Annotated in this window: 20 protein-coding genes and 1 other RNA gene; 16 read left to right on the top strand and 5 right to left on the bottom strand. The window is 61.0% G+C overall.

Annotated features, from left to right (window positions below; translation table 11 throughout):
• Positions 1-5 precede the first annotated feature (5 nt).
• Positions 6-881, bottom strand: coding sequence for a carbohydrate ABC transporter permease (locus JHX87_RS16170; RefSeq protein WP_271883794.1), 876 nt, complete (start codon positions 879-881; stop codon positions 6-8).
• Between the two features lie 11 nt (positions 882-892).
• Positions 893-1,822 carry a carbohydrate ABC transporter permease gene (locus tag JHX87_RS16165; RefSeq protein WP_271883795.1) on the bottom strand — a complete coding sequence of 310 codons (930 nt, stop codon included), beginning with the start codon at positions 1,820-1,822 and terminating at the stop codon, positions 893-895.
• 141 nt (positions 1,823-1,963) lie between these two features.
• Here JHX87_RS16165 and JHX87_RS16160 point away from each other — a divergent pair, with 141 nt between their 5' ends.
• The 4 genes from JHX87_RS16160 (at position 1,964) to JHX87_RS16145 (ending at position 6,604) form a co-directional block, all read left to right on the top strand.
• Positions 1,964-2,989, top strand: coding sequence for a LacI family DNA-binding transcriptional regulator (locus JHX87_RS16160; protein WP_271883796.1), 1,026 nt, complete (start codon positions 1,964-1,966; stop codon positions 2,987-2,989).
• Between the two features lie 358 nt (positions 2,990-3,347).
• A complete protein-coding gene (katG, locus tag JHX87_RS16155) occupies positions 3,348-5,519 on the top strand; it encodes a catalase/peroxidase HPI (RefSeq protein WP_271883797.1) in 2,172 nt (723 codons plus the stop codon).
• Between the two features lie 116 nt (positions 5,520-5,635).
• Positions 5,636-5,990: a transfer-messenger RNA gene (gene ssrA / locus JHX87_RS16150) on the top strand.
• A 134-nt stretch (positions 5,991-6,124) separates the two neighbouring features.
• Positions 6,125-6,604 (top strand): SspB family protein, encoded by a 480-nt coding sequence (locus tag JHX87_RS16145; protein ID WP_271883798.1) that lies wholly within the window; start codon positions 6,125-6,127, stop codon positions 6,602-6,604.
• Positions 6,605-6,614: 10 nt separating this feature from the next.
• On the opposite strand, the gene JHX87_RS16140 is transcribed toward JHX87_RS16145, so the two are convergent.
• Positions 6,615-7,292: a hypothetical protein gene (locus tag JHX87_RS16140; protein WP_271883799.1), complete on the bottom strand. Its 678-nt coding sequence runs from the start codon at positions 7,290-7,292 to the stop codon at positions 6,615-6,617.
• Between the two features lie 90 nt (positions 7,293-7,382).
• Between JHX87_RS16140 and JHX87_RS16135 the strand changes: the two genes are divergently transcribed.
• From JHX87_RS16135 to fumC, 3 genes are all read left to right on the top strand, one after another.
• A complete protein-coding gene (locus JHX87_RS16135) occupies positions 7,383-7,838 on the top strand; it encodes a MarR family winged helix-turn-helix transcriptional regulator (protein WP_271883800.1) in 456 nt (151 codons plus the stop codon).
• A gap of 249 nt (positions 7,839-8,087) precedes the next feature.
• On the top strand, positions 8,088-8,996 hold the full coding sequence (locus JHX87_RS16130; RefSeq protein ID WP_271883801.1) for a dihydrodipicolinate synthase family protein: 909 nt from the start codon (positions 8,088-8,090) through the stop codon (positions 8,994-8,996).
• Positions 8,997-9,088: 92 nt separating this feature from the next.
• Complete coding sequence (fumC, locus tag JHX87_RS16125) at positions 9,089-10,483, top strand: class II fumarate hydratase (RefSeq protein WP_271883802.1); 1,395 nt, start codon at positions 9,089-9,091, stop codon at positions 10,481-10,483.
• 59 nt (positions 10,484-10,542) lie between these two features.
• On the opposite strand, the gene JHX87_RS16120 is transcribed toward fumC, so the two are convergent.
• Positions 10,543-10,797, bottom strand: coding sequence for a hypothetical protein (locus tag JHX87_RS16120; RefSeq protein WP_271883803.1), 255 nt, complete (start codon positions 10,795-10,797; stop codon positions 10,543-10,545).
• Between the two features lie 96 nt (positions 10,798-10,893).
• On the opposite strand from JHX87_RS16120, the gene JHX87_RS16115 reads away from it, so the two are divergent.
• A complete protein-coding gene (locus tag JHX87_RS16115; RefSeq protein WP_271883804.1) occupies positions 10,894-11,073 on the top strand; it encodes a DUF4169 family protein in 180 nt (59 codons plus the stop codon).
• Complete coding sequence (locus JHX87_RS16110) at positions 11,066-11,296, top strand: ribbon-helix-helix domain-containing protein (RefSeq protein ID WP_271883805.1); 231 nt, start codon at positions 11,066-11,068, stop codon at positions 11,294-11,296. The genes JHX87_RS16115 and JHX87_RS16110 overlap by 8 nt, the downstream gene beginning before the upstream one ends.
• A 48-nt stretch (positions 11,297-11,344) precedes the next feature.
• Here the strand turns inward: JHX87_RS16110 and cobS are convergent, their stop codons facing one another.
• On the bottom strand, positions 11,345-12,316 hold the full coding sequence (cobS, locus tag JHX87_RS16105) for a cobaltochelatase subunit CobS (protein ID WP_271883806.1): 972 nt from the start codon (positions 12,314-12,316) through the stop codon (positions 11,345-11,347).
• A 134-nt stretch (positions 12,317-12,450) separates the two neighbouring features.
• Between cobS and JHX87_RS16100 the strand changes: the two genes are divergently transcribed.
• The 7 genes from JHX87_RS16100 to JHX87_RS16070 all read left to right on the top strand — a co-directional run bounded on the left by JHX87_RS16100 (position 12,451) and on the right by JHX87_RS16070 (position 20,040).
• Entirely contained in the window at positions 12,451-13,332 is an 882-nt protein-coding gene (locus JHX87_RS16100) for a sigma factor (RefSeq protein ID WP_271883807.1), read from the top strand.
• 167 nt (positions 13,333-13,499) lie between these two features.
• On the top strand, positions 13,500-14,507 hold the full coding sequence (locus JHX87_RS16095) for a DUF808 domain-containing protein (RefSeq protein ID WP_271883808.1): 1,008 nt from the start codon (positions 13,500-13,502) through the stop codon (positions 14,505-14,507).
• 212 nt (positions 14,508-14,719) lie between these two features.
• Positions 14,720-16,039, top strand: coding sequence for a sn-glycerol-3-phosphate ABC transporter substrate-binding protein UgpB (gene ugpB, locus JHX87_RS16090; protein WP_271883809.1), 1,320 nt, complete (start codon positions 14,720-14,722; stop codon positions 16,037-16,039).
• A gap of 58 nt (positions 16,040-16,097) precedes the next feature.
• Entirely contained in the window at positions 16,098-16,976 is an 879-nt protein-coding gene (gene ugpA, locus JHX87_RS16085) for a sn-glycerol-3-phosphate ABC transporter permease UgpA (RefSeq protein ID WP_271883810.1), read from the top strand.
• Complete coding sequence (gene ugpE, locus JHX87_RS16080) at positions 16,976-17,824, top strand: sn-glycerol-3-phosphate ABC transporter permease UgpE (RefSeq protein WP_271883811.1); 849 nt, start codon at positions 16,976-16,978, stop codon at positions 17,822-17,824. Before ugpA ends, ugpE begins: the two co-directional genes overlap by 1 nt.
• A gap of 4 nt (positions 17,825-17,828) precedes the next feature.
• Entirely contained in the window at positions 17,829-18,836 is a 1,008-nt protein-coding gene (locus JHX87_RS16075; protein ID WP_271883812.1) for a sn-glycerol-3-phosphate import ATP-binding protein UgpC, read from the top strand.
• Between the two features lie 106 nt (positions 18,837-18,942).
• Positions 18,943-20,040: a M4 family metallopeptidase gene (locus tag JHX87_RS16070; protein ID WP_271883813.1), complete on the top strand. Its 1,098-nt coding sequence runs from the start codon at positions 18,943-18,945 to the stop codon at positions 20,038-20,040.
• Positions 20,041-20,055: the final 15 nt, after the last annotated feature.

Below are 20,055 nucleotides of genomic sequence, written 5' to 3'. Positions count from 1 at the left end.
TCAGGTCACTTCATGCCGCTTGTTTGCAGCGATTCCACGATGCGGCGGCCAAAGAAGATCAGCAGGAACAGGACGGGGATGATCGACAGCATCACCGCCGCCATCAGGCCGGTCCAGTCGGGCTGGCCCTGCCCCGCCTGGCTTTGGAAATTGGCCAGCGCAACGGCCATCACCTGCACGCTTTCGCCCTGGCCGACGAGGAAGGGCCAGAAAAAGTCATTCCATGCCTGAATGGACAGCAGGATCGCCAGCGTCGCCATCGGCCCGCGCTGCAGCGGCAGCGCGATGTGCCAATAGACCTGGAACCAGTTCAGCCCATCCAGCCGGGCGGCCTCCTCCAGTTCTTTCGGGGTGGTCAGAAAGAACTGGCGCAGGAAAAACACGGCGAAGGGCAGCATTAGGATGCTGGGTGCGACCATCCCGGCGAAGGTGTTCAGCAAGCCCAACTGACGCACCAGCACGAAATTCGGGATGAACAGCACGATCGAAGGGATCATGGTCGCCGCGATGATCATGTAGAACAGCGTATCGCGACCGGGAAAGCGCAGCCGGGCAAAGGCATAGGCGGCCAGCGAGGAAAAGAACAACTGCCCCGTCACCAGCAGGCCGGTATAGATGACGCTGTTGCGCAACGCGATCATGAAGTTGATCGGCTGACCGCTGTTTGCCGGCGGCTCGACGCTGCTGGGCAGCCCCAGAACGCGGGGGAAATTGCCGAAGGTCAGGCGATCCAGCCACAGCCGGTCGGCACTGGCAAAGACATCCGAAGGGAAGGTAATGGCGGTCTTGAAGGCCATCCAGATCGGCAGCAGCGAGGCGATGCAGATCATTGCCAGAACGGCATATCCGATGGCCTTGTTCAGGGTCATGGTTCTCAGCATGGCGCGTCTCCTTACCCGAGGTCCGACTGGTCGCCGCGCAGCAGTTTCATCTGCAGCAACGTCACCAGAATGAGGATGACGAACAGCACCATCGACATCGCCGAGGCATAGCCCATACGGCTGAATTTGAAGGCGTTTTCATAGATGTACCAAAGCACCGCGCGGGTTGATCCGGCAGGCCCGCCCTGCGTCGTCACGGCGATCACGTCAAAGACCTGAAACGAGCCGACAACGCTGGTGACCAGCACGAAGACAAGCACCGGGCGCAGCAGCGGCATGGTGATCAGCCGAAACATCGCGAATTCCGATGCACCATCCAGCCGCGCGGCCTCGTAGAGGTCCTTTGGAATGGATTGCAGCCCGGCATAGAACAGCAGCGCGGTAAAGCCGACATGCCGCCAGATCGAAATGGCCGCAACCGACACCAGCGCCTGATCGGGCGAACTGAGAAAGGCCTGCTGACCGATGCCGATCATCGACAGGAAGCTGTTGGTAATCCCGATCAGCGGATCCAGCATCAGCAACCAGACAAGGCCCGCGACCACGTTGGAAATCAGATAGGGCGCGATGATCACGGCCCGAAATGTCACCGATTTCGCCAGCCGGTCGGCCAGTACGGCGATCAGCAGGCCAAGCGCAGTCTGAACGGGAATATTGTAAAGCACGTAAAGCAGCGTGATCCACATCGAGTCCCAGAACTGTCCGTCACCCCACAGCTTCGTGTAATTTTCAAGCGCGACCCATTTCGCCGGACGCATCAGGTTCCAGTTGGTCATGCTGATCTGCGCGGCGCGAATGGTTGGCAGCACGTAAAACAGGACCAGCCCGATCAATGCCGGCAGGATGAAGAGATAGCCGACAACGGCCTCTTTGCGCCGCAAGGCGCTGCGGCGTGTCGGCGTCTTTGCGTTTCGCGGCGACGAGTCGGCTCTTCCACTCATGATTCCCCCTCCTGTTTCCCATGCCGCGAATGGCCAGAGGCGACTCGGCGGCATACTAACACGTGTTAGTAATGCGAAAACAGTCGCGATAAGTCAATTCAAATATTTGACTAACACGTGTTCTCTTGGTAAATGCCGCATATGAAAGAGAAATCGGTTACCAGCCATGACGTCGCTAAGCTGGCCGGCGTTTCCCGCTCGACCGTATCGCATGTGCTGAACGGCTCGAACGCGGTCAGCCTCAGCGATGAGACCAAGGAAAAGGTGCGCAAAGCGGCGCGTGTCCTTGGCTATCGGCCAAATTCCGCGGCGCTGATGCTGAAGAAAGGGACGACGGATACGGTGGGGCTGCTGATCACCGACCGGGATTCGCTGCGCGTCGATGGTTTTATCCCGATGTTGCACTACGCCATCGCGGACGTGCTGCGCCGCGAAGGTTACAGCCTTCTGCTGGAAACATTCGAACGGCGCGAGGGCGTGAACCCCTATAACGATCTGGTGGTTTCACGGCGCATCGACGGGTTGCTGGTTCTCAGTCCGCATCACGGTGACGCGGATCTGCGCAATCTCATTGAAAGCGGCTTTCCCGTGGTGATGATCGGATCAATCGGACACCCCGATGAGGTCTGCGTTTTCTCGGAAACTGCGGAGAGCATTGACGCCAGCGTGGCGCATGTCGTGGGCCTGGGGCATCGCCGTATCGGCTGCATTCCCTTCGCCCCCATCGAGTTCGCCGCCGCCGAGGCCCGCCTGACCCAGCTGAAAAGCGCGCTTGCTGCACACGAAATTGCGCTGAACCCGCGCGCGATCATCCACGCGGATTACAGCGCCGAAAGCGGTTACGCCGCCACCATTTCCCTGATGGAGGATAATCCTGACCTGACCGCAATCTTTGCCGGGAATGACACGATTGCGCTTGGTGTGATCGGCGCGCTGAACAGCCTCGGGCTTTCGGTGCCCGATGACGTCTCGGTCGTCGGTTTCGACGACCTGCCTTTCGCGGCATATATCGCCCCCCCACTGACCACCGTGCGCAACGATGCAGGCGCTCAGGGCAGGATCGCCGCAGAATTGTTGGTGCAGCGCCTCAAGGGACTGCCGATCCAAGAGCCCAGGGTGAGGATTTTCCCCGAATTTGTCGAACGGGCCTCTTGCATGAGTCTGTAAACGCTTTGCAGAATTTCTGATACAAACTGAATGGCGGGAGGGAGATCGGCAGTGATCCAAGCGCCAGCAGAGCCGATGAACGGCAATCCTGTCGCAAAGGGTAAAGCGCTCTGAAGGGCGAACCAAAATATCACCTGTCGACTATGACCCGGACGATTCTGGCCATAGGATAACAGGGCGCATGGCAGTTACTATAACTTTTTCTTATCGTCTTTTATAGAATTACCGATTTTGTTTTATTCCTAGCTATTGCTATGTGCTTGTCATCAGCGGGCGTAAGATGAGATGGCCCTGCCCCCCGCGAGAATGCGGACCGCCCGCACGCCACGAATATCGCAGCATCCAATCGGAGGATCACATGGACGGAAACCGGACCCCTGCAGGCAAATGCCCTGTCATGCATGGCGGCAATACTTCCAACAACGAATCGGTCACCAGCTGGTGGCCGAACGCGCTGAACCTGGACATCCTGGCCCAGCATGACAGCAAGACGAATCCGATGCGCCCGGATTTCAACTATCGCGAAGAGCTGAAATCGCTGGATATCGAGGCGCTGAAGGCCGATGTTCGCGCGCTGATGACCGACAGCAAAGAGTGGTGGCCTGCCGATTACGGGCATTACGGCCCGATGATGGTGCGCGTTTCCTGGCACGCTGCCGGTTCCTATCGCCTGGCCGATGGCCGCGGCGGTGGCGCGACCGGCAACCAGCGTTTCGCGCCGCTGAACAGCTGGCCCGACAACTCGGGCACGGATAAGGGCCGCCGCCTGCTGTGGCCGATCAAGAAGAAATACGGCAACAAGATTTCCTGGGCCGACCTGATCATTCTGGCGGGCACCATCGGTTATGAGACCATGGGGCTGAAGACCTTTGGCTTCTCCTTCGGTCGTGAAGACATCTGGCACCCTGAAAAAGACGTCTATTGGGGCGCCGAGAAGGAATGGCTTGCGCCCTCGGATGCGCGTTACGACGATGTGTCGCAGCCCGAGACGATGGAAAACCCGCTGGCCGCTGTTCAGATGGGCCTGATCTATGTGAACCCCGAAGGCGTGAACGGTGTCCCCGATCCGCAAAGGACGGCCGATCAGGTGCGCGAGACCTTCAAGCGCATGGCGATGGATGACGAAGAAACCGCCGCGCTGACCGCCGGTGGTCACACCGTCGGCAAATGCCACGGCAACGGCAATCCCGACGATCTGGGTGCCGAACCCGAGGCTGCGGGCCTTGAGGATCAGGGCCTGGGCTGGCTGAACAAGAAAACCCGTGGCATTGGCCGCGATCAGGTCGTCGGCGGACCGGAAGGGGCCTGGACCTCGAATCCGATCGTCTTTGATGACGGCTTCTTCAGCATGCTTCTGGACCATGAATGGGAACTGACCAAAAGCCCCGCCGGTGCAAACCAGTGGAAGCCGGTCAATATCGCGGAAGAGGACATGCCGCCGGATGTCGAGGATCCCTCGATCCGGACCATGCCGCTGATGACGGATGCCGATATGGCGATGAAGGTCGATCCGATCTATCGCAGCTATATGGAAAAATTCCGCGCCGATCCGGAATATTTCCGCGACACCTTTGCCCGCGCCTGGTTCAAGCTGACCCACCGCGATCTGGGCCCGAAAGACAATTATTTCGGTCCCGACGTCCCGCAGGAAGATCTGATCTGGCAGGATCCGATCCCCGCAGGTTCGACCGGCTACGATGTCGAGGCCGCCAAGGCACGCATCGCCGAAAGCGGGCTGTCGGTTGCCGATATGGTCGCGACCGCCTGGGACAGCGCCCGGACCTTCCGTGGCTCGGACAAGCGAGGCGGCGCGAATGGCGCGCGCATCCGTCTGGCCCCGCAGAAGGATTGGGAAGGCAATGAGCCCCAGCGTCTGGCCCGTGTCCTGTCCGTGCTGGAGCCGATCGCCGCCGAAACCGGCGCGAGCGTGGCCGACATCATCGTGCTGGCAGGCAATGTCGGGATCGAGCAGGCCGCGAAAGCTGCTGGTCTGGATCTGACCGTGCCCTTTGCCCCAGGTCGCGGCGACGCCACTGCCGAACAGACCGATGCCGAATCCTTCGATCCGATGGAGCCTCTGGCAGATGGCTTCCGCAACTGGGAGAAAAAGGAATATGTCGTCTCGCCCGAAGAGATGATGCTGGACCGCGCCCAGTTGCTGGGTCTGACCGCGCCGGAAATGACGGTGCTGGTCGGTGGCCTGCGCGTCATCGGCGCGAATTACGGCGGCAGCAAGCATGGGGTCCTGACCGATCGCGAAGGCACGCTGACGAATGATTTCTTCGTCAACCTGACCGATATGGCCAATAGCTGGGTGCCCACCGGGCGCAACAGCTATGAGTTGCGCGACCGCGCCACGGGGGCCACGAAATGGACCGCCACGCGGGCCGATCTGGTCTTCGGGTCGAACTCGATCCTGCGCGCCTATGCCGAGGTCTATGCCCAGGACGATAACCGGGAAAAGTTCGCCCGTGATTTCGTCGCTGCCTGGACCAAGGTGATGAACGCGGATCGTTACGATCTGGCCTGATCGGGCATTCCCTGAACAAACCAGCCGCGCGGCCCGATGGGTCGCGCGGCTTTTTCATGACCCTGCCCGCCCGCATCGTGGCAAAGCCGACTGGCGCGGCGGGTATTCCCGCCACCCCCGTTGCGAAGCCCAGCCGGACCGCCTATATTCAAACCGTTCGGCGCAAGCCGGGCTATGGACATAAACGCGCATGTAATAAGCGGATCGGACCCGGGGGCGGTACCCGGCGGCTCCACCAAATCGCCTTCGTTGGGGGATCATGGGGCCGAAACAGGATCGACGAACGTCTAAAGATGTTTGCTTTGTCTCGGTGAGCTACCACCGTCATCGGTGCAAATTGTACAGTTGCCAACGACAACCGTGCTCCGGTCGCTCTGGCTGCGTAAGCAGCTCGGGTAACCGAAACCTAACTCCTTGCGCCTAGCAGCGTAAGGCGGGGCCCGCAGGAGCCTTGCAACAGAATCCTGCACCTTCCCCACCTCAGACGCGACAAAAGCGCGCGATCCGCCTGACCGGAATTGCTTTCTTCATCCGGCGGAAAACAGCCCCCTTTTTTATCTCGGCGCATATCCCTATGGTGGTGGCAACTACGAGGGGTAGACGCGATGGCACGGTCTGAAATCGACTATGGCAGGATGATGCATCGTGCGATGCAAGGTCTGATTGCAGATGTTCTGGAAGAGGTCGCGGCACATGGCCTGCCCGGCGAGCACCACTTTTTCATCACCTTCGACACCCGCGAAGACGGGGTCGAAATGGCCGATTGGCTGCGCGAACGCTATCCCGAGGAAATGACCATCGTCATCCAGCACTGGTTCGACAATCTGTCGGTCGATGAGGATGGTTTTACCATCACGCTGAATTTCGGCAATTCGCCCGAGCCCATGCGCATCCCCTTTGACTCGCTGCGCACCTTTGTCGACCCTTCCGTCGAATTCGGCCTGCGCTTTGAAACGCAGGACAGCGACGAAGACGAGGATGACGAGACCGAAGAATTCGGTGACGAGGCCCAGGAAGAAGACGGCCCCGGCGATGAACCCAAGGGCGGCGGAGAGGTCGTCAGCCTGGACAAGTGGCGCAAGTGATCCCTGCGCCTTAGCGCGTGACCATGCGGTACAGGATCGGGCGCGCAGCCACCCGGTTGGCCGCGAAATTCGCCAGTACGAAGCTGCGGAAAGAGCGCCGGAAGATCAGCGCGGGCAGGATATCACGCAGCCTGTCCCATCTGCAGTGATTGACGATCGACAGCCCCTCTATCGGCGTGATCGGCTGCAGTACGGTTGAGTTATCCAGATGGGTCACATCCTGAAACCACCCCGCCGTATGTTCCCAGACCGCCAGATTCTGCGCCACGTCCTGCGCCGCGAACCAGTTGAACAGGAAAACGCCCGGACGGCTGTGATCCACCGGCCCGATGCGGCGGACGTTTCGCGCCTGAAAGATCACGGCGCGGCTGCCTGCCTGATCGCGCATCGCCTGAAAGGCATCGCTGGCCTCGATCCGGGCGGCGGCTTCGACATCATGGCACCAGATCAGCAGCACCAGATCGAATGTCACCCGACCGATCCCCGGCAGATGACCGCGCCCGGGCGGGGTCAGGATCGATTTGAACAGCACGACCTCTGCCGCGCCGGGCATGGCACGCAACCTGTCGGCCAGCGCATTCAGACCGGCGGTCAGGGTCCTGTAATGCCGGGCGCGCCGAAACCGCGGGGCATTGCTGTCAAAGGCCAGAACCAGCGCCTGACGGGGATCGGGCTCTGACAAAGTCACGTGACGATATCGCCCGGATGGTCCAACAATGGTAAGAGACGCCATGGGGAGACTCCAATAAGTGCAAAATACACATATTGCTAATAGCACATGAATGCAAACTTTGATTTCCGCGCGGCGCTGCCACATTGGATCAACCGGGCCGCGCAGGCCTTGCGGGCCGAGGCGACGTCGCGCCTGCAGCAACAGGGGCTGATGCTGACCGCCGAAGAATGGTCGCTGATGATGATCCTGTGGCAGGACGGACCCCAGACCATGACGGCGCTTGCCCGGCTGACCAGCCGGGATCGGACCACCGTCACCCGCCTTATCGACCGGCTGACCCGCAAGGAGCTGGTCGATCGGCATGCCAGAGCCGACGACCGGCGCGTGGTACAGATTGCGGCGACCGAGAAGGGGCAGGAGCTGCGCGATCCGGTGACGCGGATCATCGGCGGGGTCATCAGGGATACCTGCGGCGATCTTGATCCCGCCGAATATGAAACGACGCTTTTGGTGCTGCAGAGGATGACCGCGCGGCTTGAGGGGGACGTTCCCCAGACCTAAAGCTTTTCAGGTTAAGGTTGAGGCAGTCTCGCTTCGCGTTGAGCGTCTGCCCGGGTGGGCGCGGAACGCGCCCGCCGTGGGGCGGGCGGACGCGTGCCTGCCGCTGGCGCGACAGGCAGGCTGAGCGGATATGTATCAACCTAAACCCGAAACGCTCTAACAATCGGCGCCCGCCAAGCCGCTTGCCTTTGTCTTGGCGCCATGCCCTTCTGCCGGTAAGGATCAGCACGAGGATAAGGAGCGCGTTACATGTCTGTCTTTTCCGGGCTTTCGGCCTTTCCCCCTACCCTCTCGGATCCCGACGGCGGACTGATCGAGGCTGATTTCACGCGCCTGCTGACGGATCTGACCGAGGCGCGGAGCGATCAGATCACGCTCGATTCGATCTGCCTTCTGGGCAGCACCGGCAGCTATCCCTATCTGTCGCTGGCTCAGCGTAGGCGCGTGCTGGAAACCGGGCGCGATGTCGTGGCGGGGCGTTTGCCGCTGATCGTCGGCATCGGCGCCCTGCGCACCGATCACGCGCAGGATCTGGCCTGTCACGCGGCCGCGAACGGGGCGGACGGGCTGCTTCTGGCGCCGGTCTCTTACACGCCGCTGACCGAAGAAGAGGTCTATCAGCATTATGCCACTGTTGCCTCGGCCACAGACCTGCCGCTGTGCATCTATAATAACCCCTCGACCACGAATTTTACCTTCTCGGTCAAGCTCTTGCAGCGTCTGGCGCAGATCCCGACCATTCACGCGGTCAAGATGCCCCTGCCCGCGGATGGAGACTTCGCAGGCGAGATCGCGGCATTGCGCGATGCCACGCCAGACGGTTTCGTGATCGGCTATAGCGGCGACTGGCTGTGCCCGGACGCGCTTCTGGCCGGGGCTGACAGCTGGTTCAGCGTCATTGCCGGGCTGCTGCCCCTGCCCGCGCTGAAGTTGACGCAGGCTGCCAGACAGGGCGACAGGGCCGAGGTCGCACGCCTTCAACAGGTCATGGCCCCGCTTTGGGCGCTGTTTCGCGAATATGGCAGCCTGCGGGTGATCTATTCGCTGGCGCATCTGATGTCGGTGACGCAGGCGCAGCCGCCACGGCCGGTTCTGCCGCTGCCCGACAGCCAGCTGGACCGCCTGCGCGCAGCATTGGACAGCCTGCAAGGCGCATAAATACCGATGTTGGCGTTAGCATACTTTGGTATACGAATTGCGGACGGGGCGCACAGCCGCTAAAAACTGCGCGAAACCGTGAGGAGCACGCGATGACCAACACCCGCACCGAAACCGACAGCTTCGGCCCGCTAGAGGTTGACGCCTCGAAATACTGGGGCGCGCAGACGCAGCGTTCGATCCTGAACTTCCCGATCGGCTGGGAACATCAGCCGGTGCCGATCATCCGTGCGCTTGGGGCGATCAAGCTGGCGGCGGCGCGGATCAATCACCGGGACGGCAAGCTGGGCGACGATGTCGCCAAGGCGATGGAACAGGCCGCCACCGAGGTGTTCGAAGGCAAGTTTGACGACAATTTCCCGCTGGTCGTCTGGCAGACCGGCTCGGGCACGCAGTCCAATATGAACGCGAATGAGGTCATCTCGAACCGCGCCATCCAGATTCTGGGCGGCGAATTGGGCAGCAAGACCCCGGTCCATCCCAATGACCACGTGAATATGGGGCAGTCCTCGAACGACACCTTCCCGACCGCGATGCATATCGGCATCGCCATGCAGGCCCGCGATGTGCTGATCCCGGGGCTGGAAAAGCTGCAAAAGGCGCTGGCCGCGAAGTCGGAAGAGTTCAAGGACATCATCAAGATCGGCCGCACCCATACGCAGGATGCGACGCCGCTGACGCTTGGCCAGGAATTCGGCGGCTATGCCTATCAGGTCGAAAAGGGCATCGAGCGGGTGAAGCTGGCCCTTGGCGATATCTACGAACTGGCGCAGGGCGGAACCGCCGTGGGCACCGGGCTGAACACGCGCAAGGGCTGGGATACCGACATCGCGGCCGAAATCGCCCGGATCACCGATCTGCCCTTCGTCACCGCGCCGAACAAATTCGAGGCGCTGGCCGCCCATGATGCCATGGTCTTCTTCTCGGGCGCGCTGAAAACGGTCGCGGCCTCGCTGTTCAAGATCGCCAATGACATGCGCCTGCTGGGATCCGGCCCGCGCTCGGGTCTGGGCGAGTTGATCCTGCCGGAAAACGAGCCCGGCTCCTCGATCATGCCGGGCAAGGTGAACCCGACCCAGGCCGAGGCGCTGACCATGGTTTGCGCGCATGTCATGGGCAATGACGCCGCCGTGACCTTTGCGGGCTCGCAGGGTCATTTCGAACTGAACGTCTATAACCCTATGATGTCCTATAATGTCATCCAGTCGATGCAGCTTCTGGGCGATGCGGCCAGCAGCTTTACCGACAATATGGTCGTCGGCACCAAGGCCAATGTCGAACGGATCGACAAGCTGATGAAGGAATCGCTGATGCTGGTGACGGCACTGGCGCCGACCATCGGCTATGACAATGCCACCAAGGTCGCCAAGACCGCGCATAAGAACGGCACCACCCTGCGCGAAGAGGCGATCAATCTGGGGCTGGTCGATGGCGAGACCTTCGACAAGGTCGTGCGTCCCGAAGACATGATCGGCCCCAAGGGCTGATCGACCCAGGATAACGGAAAGGCGCGTCCCATGGGCACGCGCCTTTCACGCTCAGGCGCCTATTTACGCAGCATTTCCGCCAGCAGACGGTTGGTTTCAAGCGTGTTGCGGTAAATGCCAAAGGCGACATACAGCATCCCGCCCATGATGATCAGGTAGATGCAGCCGCCGATCAGGATGAGCAGCCCCTGCAGGAACCCTCCGGGTATCCCCGAAAACATCGCCGCCAGGCTGGCGAAGATGACCCCGATTCCCGCCACGATGACAAAGACCGCGATCAGGCGCTCTGACCAGTCAATAAAGAATTCGCGCATATCGAACCTCTTTTACCAGGAAATGTCAGTAGACCCGAAGGGCGGCGAAATGGAAACGGACTTTTTTTCCGGCAAGCGTCGCGATAACCTGCGGCCATGACCAAGGTAGTGAACCTGCGACAGGCCCGTAAGGACCGCGCCCGCGCTGAAAAACGCGCGGCAGGGGACGCCAATTCCGTGAAATTCGGTGAAGCCAAGGCGCAGAAGAACCTGCGCAAGGCCGAAACCGAGCGCGCCACGCGCGCGCTGGAAGCGCATCGCACAGAGGATGAGTGACTTTCCGCCGATGAGCCCGCCGGTCAAACGCTCGGTCACGATTGACGGGCACAGCACCTCGGTCTCGCTGGAGGATGCCTTCTGGACCGCGCTTGGCACGATCGCAAAGGCGCGCGGCACGACCCGCGCCCGGCTGATCGGCCAGATCGACCACGCCCGCCCGCCCGAAGTCGGGCTGGCAACGGCGGTGCGGCTGTTCGTGCTGGACGGGTTACAGCGGTAACGGACGCCTCACTATCCCTACGGGACGCCTTGCCGGACGGTAACGCGATCAGCTTGCCTTCGCAGCAGCACTTTCCGGCAGTTCCTCATCGAACAGGCGCTGATAGAATTCGGCGACCGTCTGACGCTCCAATTCATCGCATTTGTTCAGGAAGGTCAGGCGGAAGGCATAGCCGACATTGTCGAAGATGCGGGCATTCTGCGCCCAAGAGATCACCGTGCGCGGCGACATGACCGTGGACAGATCGCCCTGCATGAAGGCGGTGCGGGTCAGATCAGCCAGCGTCACCATCTGGTTGATGGTCTTGCGGCCCTTTTCGTTGTTGTAATTCGGGTTCTTGGCCAGGACGATGGCGGCCTCTGCATCATGGGACAGATAGTTCAGCGTGCTGACCAGCGACCAGCGGTCCATCTGGCCCTGGTTGATCTGCTGGGTGCCGTGATACAGCCCGGTCGTGTCGCCCAGACCGACCGTATTGGCGGTGGCGAACAGGCGGAAATAGGGATTCGGGGTGATGACCTCGTTCTGATCCAGCAGGGTCAGCTTGCCATCAGCCTCCAGCACGCGCTGAATCACGAACATCACATCGGCGCGGCCTGCATCATATTCGTCAAAGACGATCGCGGTCGGGTTGCGCAGCGCCCAGGGCAGGATGCCTTCGTGGAAGACCGTCACCTGCTTGCCATCGACCAGCTTGATCGCGTCCTTGCCGATCAGGTCGATCCGGCTGACATGGCTGTCCAGGTTTACCCGCACGCAGGGCCAGTTCAGGCGGGCGGCGATCTGTTCGATATGGGTGGATTTCCCGGTGCCGTGATAGCCCTGGATCATCACCCGGCGGTTATAGGCAAAGCCCGCCAGAATCGCCATCGTGGTGTCGGGATCGAACTTGTAGGTGCTGTCGATCTCGGGCACGCGGTCGCTGCGTTCGGCGAAACCCTTGACCTTCATATCGCTGTCCAGACCGAACGTCTCGCGCAGGTCGATCTCTTCGGTGGGTTTGGCGTTCATGTCCAGCATCGTCGGGCCCTTTCCTCGCAACGCGCCATTGATCGCGCATATGTGGCGCGGGTGCAAGCGGCCCTCGCGTTGACGGCGCCTGCCGCGCTACATAGAGTTAATCCTTAACTGCGGCAAAACAGCAGGACCAGGACGTGGCAGACGCGCAGAACGAGCAGCTGGAAAGACTGATTGCGCAGATCGCCAAGGGCGATCGCGCGGCCTTTGAAACATTCTACGACATGACCTCGGCCCGGATCCATGCGCTTTGCGTCATGATGCTGAATGACAGGCCCGCAGCCGAGGAAACCCTGCAGGATGTCTATGTCGCGGTCTGGAAGCAGTCGCATAATTTTGTCGATTTCAAACTGCAGCCGATGACATGGCTGATCGACATCACGCGCAATCGCGCGCTGTCGCGGCTGCGCAATGCAAGGCGCAGCGAGCGCAGGCCCGACACGAAACCCGTGGTGCAGCTTACCGCGCCGACACAGGGCGATGCGGAGGGTTCCGCCATCCTGCGCCCCGATCAGGGGCCTCTGGCAAGGCTGGACATGGAGCGGCTGCAAAACCTGCGCGAAATCTATCTGCGCGGGCTGACCTATGACGATCTGGCGGCGCGGAACGGCAGTTCGCCCCGGACCGAGCGCGAGATGCTGAAGTCGGATCTGCTGTGCCTGCCCGCGGAATCTGCCGAAACATTGTCGCCCGCGCAGGCCGACCAGTTGCTGGCGGCCGAACTTGTGCTGGGCCTGCTGGATGAAGAGACGACCGAGGCGACGCTGAACCGCAAGGCGGACGAGCCCGACCTGCGGGCCATCGTGGGCGGGTGGAAGGAAAATCTTGCGCCGCTGACAGCCGGCCTGACACCCATCATGGCCCCTGCCCGCGCGCGGCAGCGCACGCGCGAGACGCTGGGCCTGATCGCCGCGCCTCTGGCCGAAGATCCGAATGAACAGAACCCGCGCTATCTGAGGCGGCTGCTGATCGCGCTGCTTGCACTGGCCGCAGCGGCAGGTCTGGCCTATATCTGGTAGCCGGAATTCACGGTCGAAACGCGTCCAATCCCCCCGCGCGCCGGGCCAATTCTGTCGAATTCCGGCAAAGCGGTGAACTTCTTCGCCCCTTTTTGCGTTTCGCGCCATATGCTTCGCTGACAATCCCGTGAGCGGCCCAACCCTGAACAGATCTGTAAAGGAACCACATGAGCGGTCTTCTGGCACTTCTCGACGACGTCGCCTCCATCTCGAAGGTCGCGGCGGCCTCTATCGACGACGTGGCCGGTCAGGCCGCCAAGGCCGGGGCCAAGGCGGCCGGCGCGGTCATCGACGATGCTGCCGTGACGCCGAAATATGTGCAGGGGTTCGACGCCAGCCGAGAACTGCCCATCGTCTGGAAAATCGCCCGGGGTTCCTTTTTCAACAAGCTGATCGTCCTGCTGCCGGTGGCGCTGCTGCTGTCGATCTTCGCGCCCTGGCTGATCGCGCCCCTGCTGATGCTGGGTGGCGGCTATCTGTGTTACGAGGGCGCCGAGAAGGTCGCCCATGCGCTTGGCTGGGGCGGCGATACCCATGACAGCGAAAAGCACACCAATCCCAAGGGCGACGGTGCCGCGCTGGAAGAAACGCGCGTGGCCGGTGCGATCAAGACCGATTTCATCCTCTCGGCCGAGATCATGACCATCGCGCTGTCGACCATCCCCGCCGACGATCCGATCTGGATGAAGGCGCTGATTCTGGCGGTCGTGGGCATTGGCATCACGGTGGCCGTCTATGGCTTTGTCGCCGTGATCGTGAAGGCCGATGATGTCGGCGTCCATCTGGCCAGCAGGAATGACGGCTTTCTGGCATCGCTGGGCCGGGGAATCGTGAAGTTCATGCCCGGCTTCATGAAGGCGCTGACCATCGTGGGCACTGCCGCCATGATCTGGGTGGGCGGTCAGATCATCCTGCACGGGCTGTCCGAAATGGGGTTCAGCGCGCCCTATGACTGGATCCACCACATGTCCGAGGCCGCAGCCGCGGCCGTCCCGCAGGCCCCGGGGCTTGTGGCCTGGGCCACCACGGCCTTCTTTGACGGGATCTTCGGTCTGGCGCTTGGCCTGATCCTGATCCCGGTCGTCAAATATGTCATCAACCCGGTGCTGAATGCCACGATCGTGCCGCTGATCGGCGCGGTCCGGGGCATGTTCGGCAGCACCGACAAGGCCTGATCGGGACCGACAGCAAATTCCGGCAGCGATCAGGCCATTGGCAGGAACGAATATCCGGGAACATTCGCGAAAAGCAGCTGGCGCGGAAAGAAAAAACATGTCGTTGACCAGTCGGTCAAAGGCTGTCACATTTCCCTCACAGGATTGTTGCGTCGCCGTCACCAATGGCCGTTAGGCCCGGTGTCGCAAAACAACTCCATAGGGAGGAAAGAATGACCAAAATGTTCGCCGCGTCCGCAATGGCGCTGATCGCATCGCTCTCTGCCGCGCAGGCAAAAACCGACATCCAGTGGTGGCATGCCATGGGCGGGGAACTGGGCGCGAAGCTGGAAGAAATCGCCACGAATTTCAACGAAAGCCAGGACGAATATAACATCGTCCCGTCCTACAAGGGCAATTATGTCGAGACGATGACCGCCGCGATTGCCGCCTTCCGCGCCAAGCAGCAGCCCGCCATCGTGCAGGTCTTCGAGGTCGGCACCGGCACCATGATCGCCGCCGAAGGCGCGATCTATCCGGTCTATCAACTGATGGCCGACAATGAAGAGCCGTTCGATCCGGCCGCCTATCTGCCCGCCGTGGCCGGCTATTACACCGACACCAGTGGCAATATGCTGTCGATGCCCTTCAACAGCTCGACCCCGATCATGTATTACAACAAGACCGCCTTCGAAAAGGCCGGGCTGGATCCTGAATCGCCGCCCAAGACCTGGGCCGAGATGGAAGAGGCTTCGCGCAAAATCGTCGAATCGGGTGCGGCAAGCTGTGGCTTCACGACCGGTTGGGTCAGCTGGATCCAGACCGAAAATTTCTCGGCCTGGCACAACCAGCCCATCGGCACGCTGGAAAACGGCTTTGGCGGACTGGATGCGCGCCTGACGGTCAACGGGCCGGTGCAGGTCAAGCATTGGGAAAACATGAAGAAATGGGCCGATGAGGGCCTTTATAAATATGCCGGTCCGCTGGGCGGCGATAACGCCCCGCCGATGTTCTACGGGCAGGAATGCGCGATGATGATGAACACTTCCGGTTCGCGCGCCTCGGTCGTTGAAAACTCGAAGGATTTCGATCTGGGCTTCGCCATGCTGCCCTATTACGACGATGTCGAGGGCGCACCGCAGAACTCGATCATCGGCGGCGCGACCCTGTGGGTGCTGCAAGGCCGCGCGAATGAGGAATATCAGGGTGTAGCAAAGTTCTTCACCTATCTCTCCTCACCCGAGGTGCAGGCCGACTGGCACCAGTTCTCGGGCTATCTGCCGATCACGACCGCGGCCTATGAGCTGTCGCAGGAACAGGGCTATTACGAGGCCAATCCGGGCGCCGATACCGCGATCAAGCAGATCACGCTGAATGAGCCGACGGCGAATTCCAAAGGTCTGCGCTTTGGCAATTACGTGCAGGTTCGCACCATCATCGACGAAGAGTTCGAGGCGCTTCTGGGTGGCAGCAAGGACGCGCAGGGCGCCTTGGATGCGGTTGTCAGCCGCGGCAATGCCCTGATCGAAGAGTTCCAGGCACAGAACCAGTAACCGAACGTGGGACGCCCGCAGCTTTGCTTGCGGGCGTCTTTCCCTGCCGGAGCCAGCGATGAAAAAGGTCGTCTTCAACAATAAACTTCTGCCGCTGCTGCTGCTGGCACCGCAATTGATCGTCACGGCGATTTTCTTTCTGTGGCCTGCGGGTCAGGCCGTCTGGCAAAGCTTTCTGCGCGAAGACGCCTTTGGCCTGAAGACCGAATTCATCGGGCTTGGCAATTACAAGGCGCTCTTCAAAAGCCCGGAATATCTGAACAGCTTTTCGGTGACGCTGATCTTCACCGTCTCGGTCACGGTGGTCACCATGGTCTTTGCGCTGCTGATGGCGGTGGCCGTGGACCGGCTGATCAAATCGGAAAAGGTCTATACGACGCTGCTGATCTGGCCCTATGCGGTCGCCCCTGCCGTCGCGGGGATCCTGTGGTGGTTCATCTTCAACCCCTCGATCGGCATTCTGCCTTATGTGCTGAGACAGCTTGGCATCAACTTCAACTGGATCTTCGACCCGACCGACGCGATGATCTTTGTCGTCATCGCCTCGGCCTGGAGCCGGATTTCCTATTCCTTCCTGTTCTTCATCGCGGGCCTGCAATCCATCCCCGCCAGCCTGCGCGAGGCGGCGGCCATTGACGGCGCGGGGCCTGTGAAAAGATTTTTCACCATCACCCTGCCCTTGCTTTCACCGACGACGTTTTTCCTGATGGTGGTCAATCTGGTCTATGCGCTGTTCGAAACCTTTGCGGTGATCGACGCGACGACGCTGGGCGGACCCGCGCAATCGACCAATATTCTGGTCTACAAGGTGTATCAGGACGGCTTTATCGGCCAGAATCTGGGATCCTCGGCGGCGCAGTCGGTGATCCTGATGGCCATTGTCATCCTGCTGACGGTGATCCAGTTCCGCTTTGTCGAAAAGAAGGTGGCTTACTGATGGTTGAAAATCGCCCCTTTCTGAATGTGCTGGCCCATCTGGTGCTGATCGTCGGTGTCGCCATCGTGGCGCTGCCGGTCTGGGTCGCGTTGGTGGCATCGACCCATGCATCCAACGATTTCCTCGGCGGCGTGGTCCCCATGTGGTTCGGGGATCAGGCCTGGGAAAATTACAGCCGGATGCTGAACAGCGGGATCTCGACCTCGGGCATGCCGCCGGTGGGCTGGATGATGCTGAACTCACTGATCATGGCGCTTGGCATCGCGGTCGGAAAGATCGCCATTTCGGTCCTCTCGGCCTTCGCCATCGTCTATTTCCGCTTTCCCTTCCGCATGGTCGCCTTCTGGATCATCTTCTCGACCCTGATGCTGCCGGTCGAGGTGCGCATCGTGCCGACCTTTCAGGTGGTGGCGGATCTGGGCATGCTGAACACCTATCCTGGCCTGATCGTTCCGCTGATCGCATCGGCCACGGCGACCTTCCTGTTCCGGCAGGTCTTTCTGACCATGCCGGATGAGCTGACCGAGGCCGCCCGCATCGACGGCGCCGGACCGCTGAAATTCTTCTGGGATATCCTGCTGCCGCTGTCGCGCACGAATATCGCGGCGCTGTTCGTGATCATGTTCATTTATGGCTGGAACCAATATCTGTGGCCGCTGCTGATCACGACGGGATCGGACATGTATACCATCGTCGCGGGCATCAAGCGCATGTCCACGGTGGCCGATACCGATCCGCAGTGGAACTATATCATGGCGACCGCCGTGCTGGCGATGCTGCCGCCGCTGCTGGTCGTGATCTTCATGCAAAGACTGTTCGTCAAAGGTCTTGTCGAGACGGAGAAATAATAACGTGGCTTCAATCACCCTCGACAATGTCGGCAAGATCTATCCCGGCGGCACCCGCGCGATTGGCGATGTGAATATCGACATTGCGGATGGCGAATTCATCGTGCTGGTCGGCCCCTCGGGCTGCGGGAAATCCACCCTGCTGCGGATGGTGGCCGGGCTGGAAAGCATCACCGAAGGCCAGATCCGCATCGGTGACCGCGTGGTCAATGATGTCGAGCCGATGGACCGCGACATCGCCATGGTTTTTCAGAACTACGCGCTTTACCCGCATATGTCGGTGCGCCAGAATCTGGCCTATGGGCTGAAGAACCGCCGCACCCCCAAGGCCGAGATCGACCGCCGCGTGGCCGAGGCAGCCGAGATCCTGCAGATCGGCGCCTTTCTGGATCGAAAGCCGCGTGCCCTGTCTGGCGGGCAGCGTCAGCGCGTCGCCATGGGCCGGGCCATCGTGCGCGAACCGGCGGCCTTTCTGTTCGATGAACCGCTGTCCAATCTGGACGCCAAGCTGCGCATCACCATGCGGCTGGAAATCAAGGATCTGCAGAAACGCCTTGGCACGACCTCGCTTTACGTGACGCATGACCAGCTTGAGGCAATGACGCTGGCCGACCGGCTGGTGGTCCTCAGCGCGGGCAAGGTCGAGCAGATCGGCACCCCGCTGGAGGTGTATCGCAAGCCTGCCTCGACCTTCGTGGCGGGCTTTATCGGCAGCCCGGCGATGAACCTGATCAAGGCCAGTTCGGTCCCGCATCTGCCCGGCAGCGCCCATGCGGGCACAATCGGCATCCGACCCGAGGATCTGTCGGTCAGCCCCGACGGCCCGATCGAGATGAAGGTCGGCGCGGTCGAGGAACTTGGCGCGCAGCGTCTGGTTCACGGGCAGATCGGCAATGAGCAGATCACCATCACGATGCCGTCAGATGCGCAGCTGTCCGACGTCCTGCGGCTGAATTACCGGCCCGGCTCATTGCATCTTTTCCAAGCGGAAACAGGCCGCAGGATCGACTGACCTGCGGCGCCGAACACGCGTCTATTTCTGCTTCGTGAAAATTGTTCCTGTTTTGTTCTTGTTCGTCCTATGGTAGTGTAAGAATCATTCAGAATGGATTCGTCACATGTGTTTTTCGCTCGCTTGCTCTCACCATCATCCGCTGAACTGCATCGTGCCGCCCTATATGCTGCGTGTCCTTGAGATGCGCGGAGACGAGGCCGTGGCGACGATGGCCCGCCGCCTGCTGAAACAGAATGAGAAGGTGCGCGAAGAGCGGGCAGAGATGACCCATCCGGGCCTGCCCCCGCACGAAATCTCCGCCACGCCGCTGGGGCGTGCAGCGGCGTTGCCCGATGGCAGCGTCAAGCCCAACCGCCAGATCCACGATGGCCAGTATCGCGCCGCCCTGCCCGGCCTTCTGGTCCGGTCCGAGGGCGATCCGAACACCGGCATCGCCGATGCCGATACCGCCTATGACGCCGCGGGCGAAGTGTTCTCTCTGTTTGCAGAGGAATATGGCCGCGATTCACTGGATGGCGACGGCATGCCGCTGATCGCCACGGTCCACCACCGGCGAGATTACAACAACGCCTTCTGGGACGGCAGGCAGATGGCCTATGGCACCGGGGATGGCAGGCTGTTCCGCACCTTTCTGGAACTGTCGGTGGTCGGGCATGAGATGGCCCATGGCGTGATCCAGTATTCCGGCGGCCTGATCTATGAGAACCAATCGGGCGCGCTGAATGAAAGCATTGCGGATGTCTTTGGCAGCCTGACGCTGCAACGCGCGCTTGGTCAGCAGGCGCATGAGGCGGATTGGCTGGTCGGGCGCGGCATCCTTGGTCCCGGCATCAACGGTCAGGCGCTGCGCAGCATGAAGGCGCCCGGCACCGCCTATTCCGACAATCTTCTGGGCCAGGATCCGCAGCCCTGGCACATGGATCACTTCGTCACCACGCCCGAGGATAATGGCGGCGTGCATATCAATTCCGGCATTCCCAACCACGCCTTCTACCTCTTCGCCTCTTATCTGGGCGGGAACGCGTGGGAGGCGCCGGGCCGGATCTGGTATCACGCGCTGCAATCGCTGAATAATCCGATGGCGACCTTTCTGGACTGGGCCGATCAGACCATCCAATCCGCGAATGAACTGACCGGCAATGGCTCGACCGAGGCGGTGATGCTGCGCCGCGCATGGAAACTTGTAGGAATCGCGATCTGACCCTAGATTATGCGG

This window comes from Paracoccus fistulariae (genome assembly GCF_028553785.1).
GTDB classification, from domain to species: domain Bacteria; phylum Pseudomonadota; class Alphaproteobacteria; order Rhodobacterales; family Rhodobacteraceae; genus Paracoccus; species Paracoccus fistulariae.
This window is presented reverse-complemented; position numbering and strand designations above follow the sequence as displayed.